We start from the raw sequence: 19,666 nt of genomic DNA on the forward strand, positions 1-19,666 counted from the left end.
CTGTCCGCTTCTGACCAGCCAAAACGTGTTCCCCCGGGGGTGGACGCCGGTCAGGATTGAGGCATCGCCGCGGCGCAGCGCCGGGCGGTTCCCGGATCTTCTTCCTCCCATTCCTGACGAGGGCACCTCCATGACTTCTTCCTCCCTGCGCGCCGTCCGTACGACCTCCGCAGGGGCCGATGACGGCCCGGCCCGGAACTGACGTACTCCGGCGTGGAGCTGACCGTCATCACCCTCGACGCGGTCGATGCCGCGGCGGTCCGCAACGCGGACGGCGCCCGCATCGTCGACCTGCTCTGGACGGCGGCGGCCCGCGGCGAACGCCTGGAACACATCAGCGTCCAGGCCGGCCGTCCGGGCCGCCTCCACCTCGGGATGTTCACCGTGGCGACCGGGGAACGCACCGCCCGGTCCACGGCGCTCGCCATCTGCCGCCGTGCGATGGCGACATACCCCCTGCTCGGCGGCTGGCGCATCGCCGCCGCCCCACCCCTTCGACCCACCCCTCTCTCCGCCGACCTTCTTTCGATGACACAAGAGGAGCACCCGTGACCAACCCCTTCGAGGACGAAGAGGCCGTCTACCTCGTCCTGGTGAACGAGGAGAACCAGCACTCGCTGTGGCCCGCCTCGCTCACGATCCCCGCCGGCTGGCACACCACCCACGGCCCGGCCGCCCGCCAGGAGTGCCTGGACCACATCGAGACGACCTGGACCGATCTGCGCCCGGCAAGCCTGATCGCCGCGACGAAGGAGATCTGAGCCATGACGACCCAGCGCACCGCCCGGGCCCGGCACTACCTGATGTGCCGCCCCAGCCACTTCACCGTCAGCTACCAGATCAACCCCTGGATGGACCCGGCCAAGCCGACCGACACCGCGCTCGCGGTACTCCAGTGGGAGCGGCTGTACGCGCTCTACCAGGAGCTCGGCCACACCGTCGAGCTGATCGACCCGGTGCCGGGCCTGCCCGACATGGTGTACTCGGCCAACGGCGCCACCGTCCTGGACGACCGCGTCCTCGTCGCCAACTTCCGCCACGCCGAGCGCACCGACGAAGCCCCCGCCTACCAGGCGTGGTTCGAGCAGCACGGCTACCAGGTCGTGCACGCCGCCCGCCACACCAACGAGGGCGAGGGCGACTACCTGGTCGCCGGCGACCGCGTCCTCGCCGGAACGGGCTTCCGCACCGACCTGGCCGCGCACGCCGAGGCCGAGCAGGTGCTCGGCGCACCCGTGGTCAGCCTCACCCTGGTCGACCCGCGCTTCTACCACCTCGACACCGCGCTCGCCGTACTCGACGACGACGAAGTCATGTACTACCCGGGCGCGTTCTCCCCCGAGAGCCGCGAGGTGCTGCGCGAGCTGTACCCGGACGCGCTGCTCGCCGAGGAGGCCGACGCCGAGGTGTTCGGGCTCAACGCCGTCTCGGACGGGCGCAACGTGCTGCTGTCGGAGACCGCGGGCAACCTCGCGGACCGGCTCGCCGACCGCGGCTTCACCCCGATCGGCGTGGACCTGTCGGAGCTGTTCAAGGGCGGCGGCAGCGTCAAGTGCTGCACCCTGGAGCTGCGCCACGCCTCGGGCGGTACGCGATGACCACCGCACTGCACTGGCACACCGAGCCGGGCACCCCCGCCACCCTCGACGCGCCCGAGCTCGCCGACGCGGCGGCCGCCCGCGACTGGCTCACCGCCCACCGGGAGGAACTGCGCGCCGCACTCCACCGGTTCGGCGCCATCTACCTGCGCGGCCTTCCGGTGAACAGCGTGGAGGACTTCGCGCTGGTGCGCGACGAGCTGATCCCGACCGCGACCCCGTACCGCGAGAAGGCCACCCCGCGCAGCGACTACGGCGGCGGGGTCTTCTCCTCCACCGACCTGCCGGCCGCCCAGGCGATCCGGCCGCACAACGAGAACAGCTACACCCTGACCTTCCCCGGGCTGCTGCTCTTCGGCTGCCTGACAGCGCCCGAGGAAGGCGGAGCCACCCCGGTCGCCGACTGCCGCGAGGTGCTGCGCCAGCTCCCGCCCGAGCTGGTCGAGCGGATGCGCGCGCACGGCTGGGTGCTGACGCGGAACTACTCGGAGACCCTGTCGGTCGCCTGGCAGGCCGCGTTCGCCGCCGACCGTGCCGAGGACGTCGAGCGGTACTGCGCCGAGAACCTGATCTCCTGCCAGTGGCGCGAGGACGGCCATCTGCGCACCGAGCAGCTGCGGCCCGGCATCATCCGCCACCCGCACACCGGCGACGAGGTGTGGTTCAACCACCTCGCGTTCTGGAGCCAGTTCTCGCTGGACGAGGACATCCGCGAGGTCCTGCTTGAGGAACTCGGCCCGGACGGCCTGCCGTTCTCCACCGCCATCGGCGACGGCATCCCCCTCACCGCCGAGGACCTGGCGGCCGTCAACGCCGCGTACGAGCAGGCCACGGTGCGCCGCACCTGGCAGCCGGGCGACCTCATGCTCGTCGACAACGTCCTGGCCGCGCACGCCCGCGACCCCTACCGCGGCGATCGCCGCATCCTGGTCGCCATGGGCGACCCGGTCGCGGTGAGCGACTGCGCCCCGACCATCAGCCCCGCCCCGGCGGTGTCCCATGGCTGAGCCGCAGGACTTGGTGGCGCGCTTCCTGGCCACCGCGGCCGAGGTCCCGGACCGGATCGCGATCCACGCCCCGGACGCCTCCCTCACCTTCGCCGAGCTGAGCGAGCGTACGGCCCGACTGGCCGGACGGCTGCGCGCACTGGGCGTCGGCCGAGGCGACCGGGTGGGTATCAGCGCGCGCCGGGGAGTGCACTGGGCGGTGGCACCGCTGGCCGTGTGGCGGGCGGGCGCCGCGTATGTGCCGCTCGACCCGGCCTACCCCGACGACCGGCTCGCCTTCGTCGCTGCCGACACGCGGCTGCGCGCGGTGGTCTCGGACACCGACGCCGTGGCGTGGGCCGACGGCCTGCCGGTGCTGGGGCCGGACGAGCTCGGCGCGGACGGGTTCGACGATGTGGTCCCGGGCGCGCTCGACCCGGCGTACGTCATCCACACCTCGGGATCCACCGGCCGCCCCAAGGGCGTCGAGGTCACCCGGGGCGCCGTGAGCGCGCTGGCTGAGGCTCTTGAGGAGCGCGGCGTCTACCCGGCCGGGCACCGCGTGGTCGGCTGGAACGCCAGTCTGTCCTTCGACGCCTCGGTGCAGCAGTGGATCCGCGTGTGCCGCGGCGACACCCTGGTGCTCCTCTCCGACGACGACCGCACCGACCCGGCCCGTCTGGTGGCGCTGCTCGACGAACACGCCGTCACAGAAGTGGACTTCACCCCCTCGCACTGGGAGCTCGTAGCCCCCCGGCTGCGCGGGCGCGGGCTGCGGCTGCTCCTCGGCGGCGAGCCCATACCGCAGCGGATGTGGCAGTCGCTCGCCGAAGGCGAGGACGCCTGGAACCTGTACGGGCCCACCGAGTGCACCGTCGACGCCACCGCGACCCCGGTCGCCGGCCCCGCGCCGCACCTCGGCGAGCCGCTGGCCCATGTGCGCGCCTATGTGCTCGACGAGGCGCTTACGCCGGTCGGCACCGGTGAGCTGTATCTGGCGGGCCCGGCGGTGGCCGTCGGCTATGCCGGACGGCCGGGGCTGACCGCCGAGCGGTTCGTCGCGGACCCCTTCGCGGCCGACGGCAGCCGGATGTACCGCACCGGCGACAAGGTGCGCCACCGCCCGGACGGCACACTGGGGTTCCTCGGCCGTACCGACCGGCAGATCAAGGTCCGCGGCTTCCGGGTGGAGCCGGGCGAGGTGGAGGACCGGCTGCGCGAGCACCCGGAGGTCACCACTGCCGTCGCCGCGCTGCGCACCGGCCCGGACGGGGACACCCTGCTGGCGGCGTACTGCGTCATCGCGCCGGACGCCGAGGTGAGCGACGACGAGCTGCGTACGCACTGCGCGGCCACGCTGCCCGGCCATGTGGTGCCGTCGGCGTTCGTCCGGCTCCAGGCGCTGCCGCTGACCCCCGGCGGCAAGGTCGACACCGCCGCACTGCCCGACGTCACAGCGGTCGCCACCGCTGCGGGGCGGGCACCCGAGGGCGAGCTGGAGCAGCTCATCGCCGAGGTGTGGGCCGAGGTGCTGGGCCGCGACAGCGTCCACGCGGACGAGAACTTCTTCGCGCTCGGCGGCCATTCGCTGGTGGCGCTGCGGGTGGTCTCCCGTCTTAAGCGTGCCACCGGGATCGTCCTGCCGACCAAGGACGTCTACCGCTTCCCCCGGCTGAGCGATCTGGCCCGGCACGCGGAGTCGGTCCGGGCGGGCGGTGCCGCATGAGCCCCGACACCACCGTGGTCCGCCTCACCCAACGCCCCAACCCCGGCCGCACCCTGGTCTGCCTGGGCTTCTGCGGCGGCGGCACGGCCTCCTTCCACCCCTGGATCCCGGCGCTGCCCGACGACACCGACCTGGTGGCCGTCTGCTACCCGGGGCGCGAGGGCCGCTTCCTGGAGGAGTACGCGCAGAGCTGGGACGAGCTCGCGGCGGACGCCGCGCACGCCGTCGCCTCCGTGGCGGCCGATGGCCCGTACGTCCTGTTCGGGCACAGCATGGGCGGCTGGATGGCCTTCGAGGTCGCCGCCCGCCTCGCGGCGGCCGGCGTCCCGGTGCCGCAGTCGCTGGTGGTCTCCGCCTGCAACGCGCCCGACCAGGGGCTCACCGAGCGGGACCGGTTCCCCGCCCAGGGCCAGCACGACGGTGAACTCCTCGACTGGATGCGCACCCACGGCCTGCTGCCCGCGCATGTCCTGGACGAGCCCGAACTCACCGAGATGGCCGTGGAGTTGATGCGTGCCGACATCGCGGCCCGCGACACCTTCACCTTCGCCCCCGGGACCCGTGTCGACGTGCCGTTGCAGGTCCTCTCGGGGGCGGACGACCCGGTGATCGGGGACGACCTCGGCCCGCGCTGGGCGGGCCTGACCACCGGCGGATTCCGCCATGACGTCCTGCCCGGCGGGCACTTCTACACCCCCGCCGTCTGGGACGCCCTGCCCACCCGGATCGCCGCGCTCGGCGCTTCCGCCACCGCCACCCACTGATGAACGGCACCACCATGACCTACGCACCCGCGTTCGGCATCAGCCATGTCGAGCACTACGTCGCCGACCTGACGACGGCTGCCGCCGAACTGACCGAGGCCTACGGCTTTCGCCCGGTGGCCCGCGCGGCCTCCGAAGAAGCCGAGTCCCTGGCGCTGCGCCAAGGCCGTATCACCCTCGTACTGACCCAGGCCCGCTCGCCGTACCACCGGGGCGCCGAGTACGTCCTGGCCCACGGCGACGGAGTCGCCGACATCGCGCTCACCGTCGCCGACGTCCCGGCCGTCTTCGCCGAGGCGGTCTCGCGGGGAGCGGTGCCGCTCGCCGTGCCCAGACGCCATGAGGACGGCCGCACCAGCGCGGTCATCGCGGGCTTCGGTGACGTGGTCCACACCCTCGTCGAGCCCGGCCCCGGGCTGCCGCCGGGCTTCACCGCCCTGGCGGACGCCGCCGTGGCGCCCGCCGATGAACTCCTTGAGGAGCTCGACCACTTCGCGGTCTGTCTGCGCGCCGGGGAGCTGGAGCACACGGTCGACTTCTACACCCAGGTGCTCGGCTTCGAGATGATCTTCAGCGAGCTGATCAAGGTCGGCGCGCAGGCGATGGACTCCAAGGTGGTGCAGAGCGCCACCGGCGAGGTCACCCTCACCCTCATCCAGCCCGACACCAGCGCCCAGCCCGGGCAGATCGACCGCTTCCTCGCGGAGCACGGCGGCTCCGGCGTCCAGCACCTGGCGTTCGCCGCCAGTGATGTGATCCGCGCGGTGGGCACCCTGCGCGAGCGCGGCGTGGAGTTCCTCTCCGTGCCCGACACCTACTACGCCATGCTCGCCGACCGCCTGGAGCTGACCCGGCACAGCACCGGGGAACTGCACGGTCTGCACATCCTGGTCGACGAGGACCACGACGGCCAGCTCTTCCAGATCTTCACCCGCTCCACCCACCCCAGGCGCACCCTCTTCCACGAGGTGATCGAGCGGTTCGGCGCCCGCACCTTCGGCAACGGCAACATCAAGGCCCTGTACGAGGCGGTGGAGGCCGAGCGCCTGAGCACCAAGGACGTACTGCGGTGACCGTCGACGCACCGGTGCGCACCGAGGACTTCGCCGCCCTCGCCGAACGGAGCCTGCCCGCGCACATCTGGGACTTCCTCGCGGGCGGCAGCGGCGAGGAGCTGACACTGGCCGCCAACCGCGCCGCGCTCGACCGCGTCACCCTGGTGCCCCGGATGCTGACCGGCGGCGCGGGCCGCACCACCGGGACCGACCTGCTCGGCACAGCGGCGGCGCTGCCCCTCGCCGTCGCTCCCATGGCGTACCAGCGGCTGCTGCACCCCGACGGCGAGGCGGCCACGGCCCGCGCGGCCAAGGCGGCCGGGGTGCCGTTCGTGCTCAGCACACTCAGCAGCGTGCCCGTCGAGGAGATCACCGCTCTCGGCGCCGACACCTGGTTCCAGCTCTACTGCCTGCGGGACCGCGCGGCCACCACCGAACTGGTCCGGCGGGCCGAACGGGCCGGCTGCTCGGCGCTGATGGTGACCGTGGACGTGCCCGTGATGGGGCGCCGGCTGCGGGACCTGCGCCATGGCTTCGCCCTGCCGCCCGAGGTGGCGCCCGCCCACCTCGACCCGGCCGCGACCGGCCGGACCCACCAGGGACACGCCGGCAGCTCCGCCGTCGCCGAGCACACCGCCGAGGCGTTCGCGGACGACCTCGACTGGGACGACCTGGCCCGGCTGCGGGCGGAGACCCGGCTGCCGTTGATCGTCAAGGGCGTCCTGGACCCGCGCGACGCCGCCCGCGCCGCCGCCCTCGGCGCCGACGCCGTGGTGGTCTCCAACCACGGCGGCCGCCAACTGGACGGCGCGGCAGCCGCGATCGAGCTGCTGCCCGCCGTCCGCGAAGCCGTCCCCGACGACTGCCGGGTGCTGCTCGACAGCGGCATCCGCAGCGGCACCGACATCCTCAAGGCGCTGGCACTGGGCGCGGACGGGGTGCTGCTCGGCCGACCGGTCCTGTGGGGCCTCGCCGTCGACGGCGAGCAGGGCGTACGCGAGGTGCTGCGTCTGGTGGAGAGCGAACTGCGGTCCGCGCTGGCGCTCTCGGGCTGCGCCGGACCCACCGACGCCCGGCACCTTGACGTGCGGGGAGCGGCCCGATGACCTCACCCGTACTCCTCGACCGCGCGGATCTGCACGCCTCGCTCGCCGACCCCGCGCTGCTGTCGATGACCTTCCTCAACGAGGTGGCGGGCCGCTACCCCGACGCGATCTCCTTCGCACCGGGCCGGCCCACCGAGGAGACCTTCGACCTCGCCGACCTCCACCGCTATCTGGACACCTACGCCCGCCATCTCGCCGAGCACAAGGGCTACGACGAGGTGCGGGTGCGCCGCGAACTGTTCCAGTACGGGCGGACCAAGGGCGTCGTCCACGAGCTGATCGCCCGTCAGCTCGAAGTGGACGAGGGCATCACCGTCGACCCGGAAGCCGTCGTGGTCACCGTCGGGGCCCAGGAGGCGCTGTGGCTCGTGCTGCGCGCCCTGAAGGCCGCCGAGCGCGACGTGGTGCTCGCGGTGACACCCACGTATGTCGGGCTGACCGGCGCGGCCCGGCTGCTCGACCTCCCGGTGCGGCCCGTCCCCGAAAGCCCCCACGGCGTACGGCCCGAGGACCTGATCGAGAGGATCCGGGCCGTGCGCGCCGCGGGGGAGCGGCCCCGGGCCCTGTACCTGGTGCCCGACTTCTCCAACCCCAGCGGCCACTCGCTGGACCTGGCGACCCGCCACCGATTGCTGGAGATCGCCGCCGAGGAGGACATCCTGCTCCTGGAGGACAACCCCTACGGCTACTTCCGGGCCGCCGAAGGCGAGCGGCCGCCGACGCTCAAGTCACTCGACACCGAGCAGCGGGTGGTCTACCTCGGCTCGCTGGCGAAAACCTGCTTCCCCGGCGCCCGGGTGGGCTTCGCCGTGGCGGACCAGAAGATCGCGGGGACGGACGGCGGCCTGCTCGCCGACGAACTCTCCCGGGCCAAGAGCATGGTCACCGTCAACACCTCACCGGTGAGCCAGGCCCTGGTCGGCGGCATGCTCCTGGAACACGGCGGCAGCCTGCTGCGCGCCAACGAGCGGCCGATCGCCGTCTACCGCCGCAACCTCGACTGCCTCCTGAAGGGCCTCGACCGCCGCCTCTCGGAGGTGCCCGGCGTCTCCTGGAACACCCCGGCGGGCGGGTTCTTCGTGGTGGTGACCGTGCCGTTCCCCGTCACCGACGCGCTCCTGGAAGACGCGGCCGTACGGCACGGCGTGCTCTTCACCCCGATGCGCCACTTCGGCGACGACGCCCGCTCGGCCCGCCAACTCCGCCTCTCGTGCAGCTATCTGACCACTGATCAGATCGAGACGGGGCTCGACCGGCTGGCCGCTCTGATCGCCGAGCACACCCAGGGAGCCCCGGATGCCTGACCGCCCGTACCGGGACCGACACGAAGGGACCCCCATGCCCACCGACGCGAGCCTGAGCCACCTCCTGGTCGGCGCCGTACGGCGCCACCACGCCTCGGTCGCCGTCGTCGACCAGGGTGTCCACCACACCTACGCCGAACTCGACCGGCTCTCGGCCGAGATCGCGGGCGGACTCGCCGCCCGCGGCCTCGGGCCGGGCACGGTGGTCGCCGTCCACGCGCACCGCTCGTGGGCGCGCTGTGCCGCGGTGCTCGGCGCCTGGCGGGCCGGGGCGGGCGTGGTCAGCGTCGACCCCGCCATGCCGGCCCCCCGCGCCGCGAAGATCGCCCGCTTCAGCGACCTGGTGGTACGCGCCGACAACACCGCGCCGACCGGTCTCGGCCCGGCCGAGTGCACCATCGACGAGGTGCGCGGCACCGCGCTGGAGGAGCCGCTGGACGGACCGGTCGGCTATGTCATCCCCACCTCCGGCTCGACGGGGGAGCCCAAGTCGGTGGCCGTGCCGCCCGGCATCCTGGCCGCGCTCGGCGAGTGGCACCGCGCCCGCTGGTCCCACGACCGCGCGCCGCACACCTTGCAGGCGGCCTCCATCGGCTTCGACGTCGGATACGAGGAGCTGGTCGCGACCTGGCTCGCCGGGGCCCGCCTGGTGGTCGTGGACGACGAGCAGCGCCAGGACCCCTTCACGCTGATGGAAATGGTCCGCGAACACCGGGTGGCCCGGCTGTTCCTGCCGGTGGTGGGGTTGCACGCGCTGGCGATGGCCGCGGTCTTCGAGGACCGCCCGATGCCGGACCTGCGGGAGATCGCGGTGGCCGGCGAGCGGCTGGTGGTCAACGCCGAAGTACGCGAGTTCTGCGCGGCCGGCGGCGTCACGCTGGTCAACGAGTACGGGCCCAGCGAGACCCACGTCGTCACCGAGTACCGGATGGCGCCCCAGGACGCGGCCCACTGGCCCGACCGCCCGCCGATCGGCCGGGCCGTCGCCGCAGCGGAGCTGCTCACCCACGCCGACGGCGTGCTGCGGCCGTTCGCCCCCGGCGAGGAAGGCGAACTGTTCGTCGCCGGGGGGTCGGTGGGTCTGGGATACCTGGGCGACCAGGAGCTCACCGACGCCAAGTTCCGCACCCTGGCGCACCAGGACGGCACCGAGCGCCGCTGCTACGCCACCGGCGACCTGGTCCGCTTCGACGGCACCGACCTCCACTTCGTGGCCCGCGCCGACGACCAGCTGAAGGTGAGCGGCTACCGGGTCGAGCCCGGCGAGGTCGAAGCCGTCCTCGACGCCGTGGCGGGCGTGCGCCGGGCCGTGGTGGTGGCGGTGACGGTCGCGGGCTCCACCCGGCTGGCCGCCGCCTACACCCTGACCGGGACCGGCGAAACCGACGCCGAGGCGCTCGCCGCGGCCTGCGCGGCCCATCTGCCCGCGTACATGGTCCCCAAGCACTTCCAGGCACTTCAGGAACTGCCGGTGACCGCCAACGGAAAGGTCGACCGGGCCCGGCTGCGCACGCTGTTCGGCGCCGGCCTGACCGTCTGAGACCCCAAGACACCACCACCTGAGGAAAGGGACAATCGAGTGACACCGCAGGAGCAGGTCCTGTGCGACGTGCTGGCCGACCTGTTCGCCAGGCCCGGCATCGGCCCCGAGGACAGCTTCGTCCGGCTGGGCGGGGACAGCATCATCGCCGTCCAGGTGGTCGGCGCCGTGCGCCGCGCGGGCTGGGCCGTGAGCGTCCGCGACGTGCTCGCCCAGCCGGACGTGGCACGACTGGCCGCGACCGCCCGCCCCGTGACCCGGCCCGCCCGCCCCCGCGAGGAGGACGGCGTCGGCGCCGTCGTGCCCACGCCGATCATGCACTGGCTGCGTGAGCGCGGCGGACCAGCCGACCGCTACTACCAGTTCATGGTGGTGCGCACCCCGGCCGGGCTCACCCTCGACGGCGCCCACACCGTGCTCCAGGCGCTCCTGGACCGCCACGACATGCTGCGGCTGCGCGTGAGCGACGACGGGCCGCACACGCTTCCGGCCGGCGCGGTACGGGCCGAGGACTGCCTGACCCGGGCGGTCGCGGAAACGGCCGGGGACGTCGAGCGGGAGGTGCACGCCGCCCGCGACCGGCTCCGGGTCGCGGACGCCAACGTGGTGCAGGCGGTCTGGTTCGACGCCGGGCCCACCGCACCCGGCCGACTCGCCCTGGTCATCAACCACATGGTGGTCGACGGCATCTCCTGGCGGGTCATGACGGACGACCTGGCCCGGGCGTGGCAGGCCGTCACTGACGGGCGGGCACCTGTCCTCGACCCCGTCCCCACCTCCTTCCGCCGCTGGTCCCAGCTGCAGGCCGCCGAGGCGGACCGGCGCCTGGGCGAACTCCCGTACTGGAACGAGGTGGTGCGCCCCGGTACGGCGGTGATCGGCCGCCGGGAGCTCGACCCCGCCCGCGACCACGAGGACGTCGCCGGACATCTCACCTTGACCCTGGCGGCCGCCACCACCCGGCCTCTGCTGACCGGGACGGCCGAGCGGCTGGGCGCCGACGCCAACGAGACCCTGCTGACCGGCCTGGCGCTGGCCCTCGCCCACTGGCTGGAGCAGCCGGGCGACGTCCTGGTGAACCTGGAGGGCCACGGCCGCGAGGAGATCACCGAAGAGGCCGATCTCTCCCGTACCGTCGGCTGGTTCACCACTCTGTTCCCCACCCGCTTCGACCTCGCCGGGCTCGCCGCCCCCGACGCCGAGACCGGTGGTCCCACCGCGGGCCTCGCGCTGCGGCGGGTGAAGGAGCAACTGCGCCGGATCCCCGGCAAGGGCCTGGGCTACGGATTGCTGCGCCATCTGCACCCGGACGGCGGGCCGTTGGCCGTCGCCGAGCGCCCGCGGCTCGGCTTCAACTACCTGGGCCGCTTCCCGGGGACCAGCGACGCGGACTGGCAGATGCTGCCCGAGTACGGCGCCCGCCTGGACGCCCCCGGCCCCGGCATGCCCATGGCGCACGCCGTCGAGGTCAACGCCATCGTCCTGGAGACGCCGGACGGGCCGGTCCTGCACGCCGACTGGGCCTGGGCACCCGGGGTGCTCGACGAGCCGGAGGTGCGCGCGCTCGCCGAGACCTGGTTCCGGATGCTCGCCGCGCTCGTCGCCCACGCCGAACGGCCCGACGCGGGCGGCACCGTGGCCGCCGACCTCACCCTCGCCGCGATCGACCAGGACGAACTGGACGACCTCGCGGCCTCCCTCGAAGCCCTCTGACGAACTACCGGAAGTGAACCAGTGATGAACACCAGCCAGTCGGCGGTCGAGGACATCCTGCCCCTGTCCCCGCTCCAGGAGGGCATGCTCTTCCACTCGGGGTACGACCAGGACTCCCGGCACCTCTACATCGCCCAGTTCTCGGTCGACCTGCGGGGCGCGCTCGACGCGGCCCGGCTGCGCGAGGCGGCGGACAGCCTGCTCCGACGCCACGCCAACCTGCGGGTCTCCCTCACCCACCGCAAGAACGGCGACCCGGTCCAGGTGGTCCGCCGCGACATGCCGCTGGCCTGGCAGGAGAGCGACCTCGGCCACCTCGGCGAGGGGGCGGCGCAGGCGCGCGCCGCCGAACTGACCGAGCAGGACTGGGAGACGGGCGTCGACAGCCGCAAGCCCCCGCTGCTGCGCTTCAACCTGCTGCGGCTGGGCCCCGAGCGCCACCGGCTGCTGGTGACGGCCCATCACATCCTGCTCGACGGCTGGTCGTTCGCCCTGCTGTTCAAGGAGCTGTTCACGCTGTACGGGACCGGGGAGCTGCCCCCGGTCCAGCCCTACCGCGACTATCTGAGCCACCTCGCCTCACGCGACCGGGCGGCCGCCGAGACGGCCTGGCGCACCGCGCTTGACGGCCTGGGCCAGCCCACCCGGCTCGCCCCGGGCGGCGCGATCTCGCCCGGCGCCACCCCCGAGGACGTCACCTTCCGGCTGACCGAGGAGCAGACGGCGGCCCTGACCGCGCGGGCCCGCGAGCACGGCCTGCTGCTCACCTCCGTCGTCCAGGGCGCCTGGGCGCTCCTGCTCGCCCGCACCACCGGCCAGGACGACATCGTCTTCGGCTGCACCGTCAGCGGCCGCCCCGCCGAACTGCCCGGCGCCGACGACATGATCGGCATGCTCATCAACACCGTGCCGGTCCGGGCCCGCGTCGAGGCCACCGCCTCCCTCGCCGACCTGTGCGGCCGCCTCCAGCACCAGCGCACCGAGCTGCTCGACCACGACCACCTCGCACTCACCGAGATCCAGCGCCTGGCGGGCTCCCCGGCCGCGCTCTTCGACACCAACCTGGTCTTCGAGAACTTCCCCCTCGGCGACTACCGGCTGGATGTGCCCGGCCTCGACCTGGACACCCGGATCTCCTTCCGCGACACCACCCACTTCCCGCTCACCCTGGTGGTGGAGCCGGGCGCCGCGCTGGGCCTGCGGCTCAGCCACCACCCCGAACTCCTCGACCGCGACCGCGCCGCCGACCTCGGCTCCCGCCTGGTGCGGCTCCTCGACCGCTGGACCGCCGACCCCGCAGCGCCCCTGGCGGACCTCGCCACCCTCACCGACGACGAGCGCCACCGCGTCCTGACGCAGTGGAACGACACCGCCGCCGACCTGCCCGCCACCACCCTGCCCGAGCTCTTCGAGGCCCAGGCGGCCCGCACCCCGCACGCCACCGCCGTGGTCTTCGAGGGCGAGAGCTTGAGCTACCGCGAACTCGACGAGCGGGCCGGTCAGTTGGCGTCCGTCCTGGCCGCCCGGGGCATCGGCCCCGAGAGCCTGGTCGCGGTCGCGCTGCCCCGCTCGCTCGACCTCGTCGTCGCGCTCTACGGCGTCCTCAAGGCGGGCGCCGCCTATCTACCCGTCGACCTGGGCCAGCCGGAGGCCCGCAACCACGGCATCCTCGCCGACGCCCGCCCCGCGCTGCTGATCGGCACCGGCTGGCAGGCGCCCGGCGTGCCTACCCTGCGCCTGGACGCCCCGCTTCCGGCTGCGCCCGACGCTCCCCGACCCGCCCTCGACCCCGACCACCCCGCGTACGCGATCTTCACCTCCGGCTCCACCGGCCGCCCCAAGGGCGCGCTGATCTCCCACCGCGCCATCGTCAACCGCCTTGCCTGGATGCAGCGTGAATACGGCCTGACCTCCGACGACCGGGTGCTGCAGAAGACCCCGTGCGGATTCGACGTATCCGTCTGGGAGTTCTTCTGGCCGCTCCTGAACGGCGCCACCCTGGTGGTCGCCAAGCCGGAGGGACACCAGGACCCGTCCTACCTCGCCGAGCTCATCGCGCGCGAGTCGGTCACCACCGCCCACTTCGTGCCGTCGATGCTGGACGTGTTCCTGCGCGAGCCGGACGCGGCGAAGGCCCACTCGCTGCGCCGCGTCATCAGCAGTGGCGAGGCGCTCTCCCCGTCCACCCAGGACGCGTTCTTCCGCACCCTGCCCACGGCCGAACTGCACAACCTGTACGGGCCCACCGAGGCCGCCGTCGACGTCACCCTGTGGGCCTGCCGTCCTGGCGCCGCGACCGTGCCCATCGGCCGTCCCGCCGCCAACACCCGTACGTATGTCCTCGACAACCGTCTGGAGCCCACCGCGCCCGGCGTGGCCGGCGAGCTCTACCTCGCCGGTGTGCAGCTCGCGCGCGGCTACCTCGGCCGCCCCGCCCTGACCGCCGAACGGTTCGTGGCCTGTCCCTTCGCACCGGGCGAGCGCATGTACCGCACCGGCGACCTGGTCCGCTGGACGGCCGACGGCGTCCTCGAATACCTCGGCCGCACCGACGACCAGGTCAAGATCCGCGGCTTCCGTATCGAACTCGGCGAGGTGCAGAGCGCCGTGGCCGCGTGCCCCGGCATCGCCCAGGCGGCCGTCGTGGTCCGCGAGGACCGGCCCGGCGACCCGCGCCTTGTCGCCTACGCCGTGCCCGCTCCCGGCGCCGAGCCCACCCCGGCCGCCCTGCGCGCCGCCCTCGCCGAGACCCTGCCCGCGCACATGGTCCCGGCGGTCGTCCTCATCGACGCCCTGCCGGTGACGCCCAACGGCAAGCTCGACCGGCGCGCCCTGCCCGCCCCCGGCCACCGCGCGGGCGGCCGCGCCCGGCGCACGGCCCACGAGGAGATCCTGGCGGGCCTGTTCGCCGCCGTCCTCGGCCTGCCCGAAGTCGGCGTCGACGACGACTTCTTCGAACTGGGCGGCCACTCCCTGCTCGCCATGCGCCTGGTCGCGCAGATCCGCGGCGCGCTCGGCGTGGAGCTGGGCATCCGCGAGATCTTCGGCGCGCCCACGGTCGCGGCGCTGGCCGCCCGCCTCGACGGCGCCGGACGCGCCCGTCCCGCGCTGCGTCCCGCCGAGCGCCCCGCCACGCTGCCGCTCTCCGCCGCCCAGCGGCGCCTGTGGTTCCTGAACCGCCTGGACGGGCCGAACCCCGCCTACCACAGCGTGATCGCCGCCCGCCTCACCGGCCCGCTCGACACCGACGCGCTCCGTGCCGCGCTCGCCGACCTGGCCGAGCGCCACGAGACCCTGCGCACGGCCTACCCGGAGAGCGACGGCGAGCCGCGCCAGCTGATCCTCCAGGACGCGGCGCCCGAGTTGGAGATCCTCGACGCGGACCGGGCCGACCTCGCCGAGATCGCCGCCCGCCCCTTCGACCTCGCCGCCGAGGCACCGATACGGGCCGCCCTGCTCACCGCCGGACCCGACCGCAGCACCCTGGTCCTCGCGCTCCACCACATCGCCACCGACGGCGAGTCCTGGGGCCCGCTCCTGGGCGACCTCGCCCGCGCCTACCGGGCCCGCACCGGGGGCGAGCGGCCCGACTGGGCGCCGCTGCCGGTCCAGTACGCCGACTACACCCTCTGGCACCAGGAACTGCTGCGGGACCAGGGCGAGGACCAACTCGCCCACTGGCGCGAGGCGTTGGCCCAGCTCCCCGAGGAGCTGGCACTGCCCACCGACCGCCCCCGGCCCGCCGTGGCGAGCCCGGCCGGTGCCGCCCACGCCTTCGACCTGGACCCCGCCCTCACCCGCGAGCTCGACGCCCTGGCCCGCGCCCACGGCTGCACGGTGTTCATGGTGGTGCAGGCCGCGCTGGCCGTGCTGCTGTCCCGACTGGGGGCGGGGACGGACATTCCGCTGGGCACGGTGGTGGCGGGGCGTTCGGACGAGGCACTGGACGATCTGGTCGGGTTCTTCGTCAACACTCTCGTGCTGCGTACGGACGTGTCGGGTGATCCCACCTTCGCCGAGCTCCTCGGCCGCGTCCGCGAGGCGGACCTCGCCGCCTTCGCCCACCAGGACGTCCCCTTCGAACAGGTCGTGGAGGCGGTCAACCCGCGCCGCTCGCTCGCCCGCCACCCGCTCTTCCAGGTCGCGCTGACCATGCGGCGGGCCGGCACGGCCGCCGCCCTGGAGCTGGCCGGTCTGGAGACGGAGACCACCGAAGTCGACGTCGCTGAGGCCGAGTTCGACCTCGCGTTCCAGGTCACCGAGCAGCCCGCCGGACTGCGCACCGTGGTGAAGTACCGCACCGAACTGTTCGACGCCCGCACCGTCGAGACCCTCGGCGAACGGCTGAGCACGATCCTTGAATCCGTGGCCCGCGCACCCCGGGGCCGGATCTCCCAGCTGGAGACCGTGCTGCCGGCCGAGCGCGCCCGTCTGCTCGGCGACTGGCTGCCCACCGCACCCCGTCCGCAGGACACCTCCGACACCGTGCACCAGGCGTTCCAGGCTCAGGCGGCCCGCACCCCGCACGGCACCGCCCTGAAGTACGGTGCCACTCACCTCACCTACCGCGAGCTCGACGCCCGCGCCGACGCGCTCGCCCACCGCCTCACCGCGCTCGGCGTCGACGCCGAGACCCCCGTCGGCATCCTGATGCGCCGCTCCCCTGAAGTCGTCGTGGCGATGCTGGCCGTCCTGAAGGCGGGCGGCGCGTATGTGCCGCTGCACACCAGCTACCCCGCCGCGCGCATGCGGCGCATCCTCGATGACACCGGCTGCCCGGTGCTGCTCGTGGACGAGGAGTTCGAGAAGTTCGAGGCGGGCCACGCCCGTACCGTCCTCGTCACCGCCGCCGACGAACCGGCCGGCCCGCACACCGCCCCCCGGGTCCTGCCGGGGCAGCTCGCCTACCTCATGCACACCTCGGGCTCCACCGGCGAGCCCAAGGGCGTCGCGGTCACCCACCGGAACCTGCTCGACCTCGTCGACGACCAGGGCTGGCACACCACCGACGGCCACCGCGTCCTGTTCCACGCGCCGCACGCCTTCGACATCGCCGACTACGAACTGTGGGTGGCTCTCCTGTCGGGCTGGGAGGTGGTCGTCGCCCCCGAACGCGAACTCACCGTCGCCGCACTGGGCACGCTCATCCACGAAGAGCGGATCACCGCCGTCCACCTCACCGCCGGACTCTTCCGCGTGGTCGCGGAGGAGCGCCCGGAGATCCTGGCGACCGTACGGGAGGTGCTGACCGGCGGCGACACGGTCGGCGCGGCAGCCGTACGGGCGGTGCGCGCGGCCTGCCCCGGCATCGCCGTCCGCCATCTGTACGGACCGACTGAGGCGACCCTGTGCGTCACCTCTCATCTGATCACCGACGACGTCCACGGCCCGGTGCCGATCGGCCGTCCCCTCGACAACACCCGCACCTACGTTCTGGACGAGCGGCTGCGCCCGGTGCCGCCCGGCACCCCCGGCGAGCTCTACCTCGCCGGTGCCGGAGTCGCCCGTGGCTACCGGGGCCTGCCGGCGCTCACCGCCGAGCGGTTCGTCGCCGACCCGCATGGCGCCGCCGGGACCCGGATGTACCGCACCGGTGACCTGGCGCGCTGGAGCGCCGACGGCCTGCTGGAGTTCCTCGGCCGTGCGGACCAGCAGGTGAAGATCCGGGGCTTCAGGGTCGAGCCGGGCGAGGTGGAGACGGTGCTCGCCGCCTGCCCGGGCGTGCGCCAGGCCGTGGTCACCGTGCACACCGCCGACGACGGCGACAAGCGCCTGGTGGGCCATGTGGTCGGCGAGGCCGCCGAGGCCGAGCTGCGCACCCGGCTCGCGGGCCTGCTGCCCGACTTCATGGTCCCCTCCCACCTCGTCGTCCTGGACGAACTCCCGCTCACCCCCAACGGAAAGGTCGACTACAAGGCGCTCCCCGCACCCGTGCTCACGGCCGCAGCCGGTCGCGCCCCGCGTACTCCCCAGGAGGAGATCCTGGCGGGCCTGTTCGCGGAACTGCTGGGCCTGGCCACCGTCCCCGCCGACGCCGGCTTCTTCGACCTGGGCGGCCACTCGCTGCTCGCCACCCGCCTGGTCAGCCGCATCCGCACGGCGCTGGGCGTCGAACTGTCGCTGCGCGACGTCTTCCAGGCCCAGACGGTCGCGGCCCTGGCGGAGCTCGCCGCCCGCGCCGAGGACGCCCGCCCGGCGCTGCGCCGCCACGAGCTTCCCGCCCGGCCGCCGCTCTCCTTCGCCCAGCAGCGGCTGTGGTTCGTCCACCAGGCCGAGGAGCACCCCGCGAGCTACAACGTGCCCTTCGCCTACCGGCTGCGCGGCCCCCTGGACCCGGCGGCCCTGACCGCGGCCCTCGGCGATCTGACCGCCCGGCACGAGGTGCTGCGCACCCTCTTCCCCGAGTCCGACGGCGAGCCCCGGCTCCACCTGCTCACCGGCGCCGACGCGGCGGTGCCGCTGGAGACCGAGCGGATCACCGAGGCCGCGCTGTCCGACGCCGTACGAAAGGCGGCGGGCCACGAGTTCGACCTCGCCGAGGAACTGCCCGTGCGCGCCCATCTCTTCGAGCTCGGCGCCGAGGACTTCGTCCTGGTCCTGGTGCTCCACCACATCGCCACCGACGGCTGGTCGTGGGGCCCGCTCCTGGACGACCTGGCCACCGCGTACGAGGCGCGCCGCGACGGCCGCGCGCCGCGGTTCGCGCCGCTGGCGGTGCGGTACGTGGACTACACGCTCTGGCAGCGCGAGACGCTGGGCGCGGAGAGCGACCCGGGAAGCCTGATCTCCCGTCAGCTCGACTTCTGGCGCAAGGAGCTCACCGCCCTCCCGGCGGAGCTGGCACTGCCGTACGACCGGACCCGCCCGGAGATAGCGAGCTTCGCCGGCGGTTCGGTGCCTGTGCAGGTGGACGCCGAGCTGCACACGCGGCTGTCGGCCGTGGCCCGTGAGCACGGCTGCACCGTGTTCATGGTCGTGCAGGCGGCACTCGGCGCGCTGCTGTCGCGGCTGGGCGCGGGTGCGGACATCCCGATCGGCACGGTGGTGGCGGGGCGCGGCGACGAGGCGCTGGACGACCTGGTCGGGTTCTTCGTCAACACCCTGGTCCTGCGCACCGACCTCGCGGGCGACCCCACCTTCGCCGAGCTGCTGCTCCGGATCCGCGAGGCCGACCTCGCGGCCTTCGCCCACCAGGACGTGCCCTTCGAGCGGATCGTGGAGGCGCTGAACCCCGAGCGCTCCCTCGCCCGCCACCCTCTGTTCCAGGTGCTGCTCCAGGTGCAGAGCGAGGCTCCGGCCGTGCCCGTGCTGCCGGGCGTCGCGGCCGAGGGCTTCCCCGTCGAGTCCCGCGTGTCGAAGTTCGACCTCGGCGTCGACGTCGTCGAGAGCCGCGCTCAGGACGGCAGCCCGCTCGGTATGAGCGGTGAACTGACCTACGCCACCGAGCTGTTCGACCCGGCGGGCGCCGAGCGGCTGGCGGGTGATCTGCTCACGGCGCTGAAGCAGGTCGCGTACCACCCCGAGCGGAAGGTGAGCGCGCTCGAAGGGCTCTCCCGTCGCACGTCGGACGAGGGGCCCGCGACCACGGGCGGCCCGGCCGAGCAGGTCGGCGCGGCGGACGGCGTCGAGCGGCGCGTACGCGAACTGTACGCCGAGGTGCTCGACCGCGAGGAGGTCGGCGCCGACGACAACTTCTTCGCCCTCGGCGGCCACTCGCTGCTGATGACCCGGCTGATCAGCCGCATCCGGGCGGAGCTGGGTCTGGAGCTGAAGATCCGCGACCTGTTCCAGCACCCCACCCCGGCCAGGACCGCCGCCCGGCTGGCCACCGCCCCCAAGGCGCGTCCCGCGCTGCGCCGCCTGAACGGCTGAAC

The 19,666-nt window shown here is 73.7% G+C and carries 12 protein-coding genes; all 12 read left to right on the forward strand.

Going from position 1 to position 19,666, the window contains the following annotated elements:
• The first annotated feature begins 213 nt into the window (after nucleotides 1-213).
• From ACT1U9_RS32660 to ACT1U9_RS32715, 12 genes are read left to right on the forward strand one after another with little or no spacing between them, the layout of a single operon-like run.
• On the forward strand, nucleotides 214-552 hold the full coding sequence (locus tag ACT1U9_RS32660; protein WP_444536239.1) for a hypothetical protein: 339 nt from the start codon (nucleotides 214-216) through the stop codon (nucleotides 550-552).
• Nucleotides 549-761 (forward strand): MbtH family protein, encoded by a 213-nt coding sequence (locus ACT1U9_RS32665; RefSeq protein WP_444536240.1) that lies wholly within the window; start codon nucleotides 549-551, stop codon nucleotides 759-761. The genes ACT1U9_RS32660 and ACT1U9_RS32665 overlap by 4 nt, the downstream gene beginning before the upstream one ends.
• Before the next feature lie 3 nt (nucleotides 762-764).
• Nucleotides 765-1,598 carry a dimethylargininase gene (ddaH, locus tag ACT1U9_RS32670; RefSeq protein ID WP_444536241.1) on the forward strand — a complete coding sequence of 278 codons (834 nt, stop codon included), beginning with the start codon at nucleotides 765-767 and terminating at the stop codon, nucleotides 1,596-1,598.
• Nucleotides 1,595-2,605: a TauD/TfdA family dioxygenase gene (locus ACT1U9_RS32675; RefSeq protein WP_444536242.1), complete on the forward strand. Its 1,011-nt coding sequence runs from the start codon at nucleotides 1,595-1,597 to the stop codon at nucleotides 2,603-2,605. Before ddaH ends, ACT1U9_RS32675 begins: the two co-directional genes overlap by 4 nt.
• A complete protein-coding gene (locus tag ACT1U9_RS32680) occupies nucleotides 2,598-4,310 on the forward strand; it encodes a non-ribosomal peptide synthetase (RefSeq protein WP_444536243.1) in 1,713 nt (570 codons plus the stop codon). Before ACT1U9_RS32675 ends, ACT1U9_RS32680 begins: the two co-directional genes overlap by 8 nt.
• A complete protein-coding gene (locus ACT1U9_RS32685; RefSeq protein WP_444536244.1) occupies nucleotides 4,307-5,074 on the forward strand; it encodes a thioesterase II family protein in 768 nt (255 codons plus the stop codon). Before ACT1U9_RS32680 ends, ACT1U9_RS32685 begins: the two co-directional genes overlap by 4 nt.
• Before the next feature lie 14 nt (nucleotides 5,075-5,088).
• Entirely contained in the window at nucleotides 5,089-6,147 is a 1,059-nt protein-coding gene (gene hppD, locus ACT1U9_RS32690; protein WP_444536245.1) for a 4-hydroxyphenylpyruvate dioxygenase, read from the forward strand.
• Nucleotides 6,144-7,235, forward strand: a complete 1,092-nt coding sequence (locus ACT1U9_RS32695) for an alpha-hydroxy acid oxidase (protein WP_444536246.1) — start codon at nucleotides 6,144-6,146, stop codon at nucleotides 7,233-7,235. Before hppD ends, ACT1U9_RS32695 begins: the two co-directional genes overlap by 4 nt.
• Nucleotides 7,232-8,539, forward strand: a complete 1,308-nt coding sequence (locus ACT1U9_RS32700) for an aminotransferase-like domain-containing protein (protein WP_444536247.1) — start codon at nucleotides 7,232-7,234, stop codon at nucleotides 8,537-8,539. Before ACT1U9_RS32695 ends, ACT1U9_RS32700 begins: the two co-directional genes overlap by 4 nt.
• Before the next feature lie 34 nt (nucleotides 8,540-8,573).
• The gene (locus tag ACT1U9_RS32705) at nucleotides 8,574-10,079 is read left to right on the forward strand and encodes an AMP-binding protein (RefSeq protein WP_444536248.1); all 1,506 of its coding nucleotides are present in this window, start codon (nucleotides 8,574-8,576) and stop codon (nucleotides 10,077-10,079) included.
• 39 nt (nucleotides 10,080-10,118) lie between these two features.
• Nucleotides 10,119-11,792: a condensation domain-containing protein gene (locus ACT1U9_RS32710; protein WP_444536249.1), complete on the forward strand. Its 1,674-nt coding sequence runs from the start codon at nucleotides 10,119-10,121 to the stop codon at nucleotides 11,790-11,792.
• A gap of 24 nt (nucleotides 11,793-11,816) precedes the next feature.
• Nucleotides 11,817-19,664, forward strand: a complete 7,848-nt coding sequence (locus ACT1U9_RS32715) for an amino acid adenylation domain-containing protein (RefSeq protein ID WP_444536250.1) — start codon at nucleotides 11,817-11,819, stop codon at nucleotides 19,662-19,664.
• Nucleotides 19,665-19,666 lie beyond the last annotated feature (2 nt).

Origin of the sequence: Streptomyces sp. BR1 (assembly GCF_052373795.1) — a bacterium.
Classification (GTDB): Bacteria; Actinomycetota; Actinomycetes; order Streptomycetales; family Streptomycetaceae; genus Streptomyces.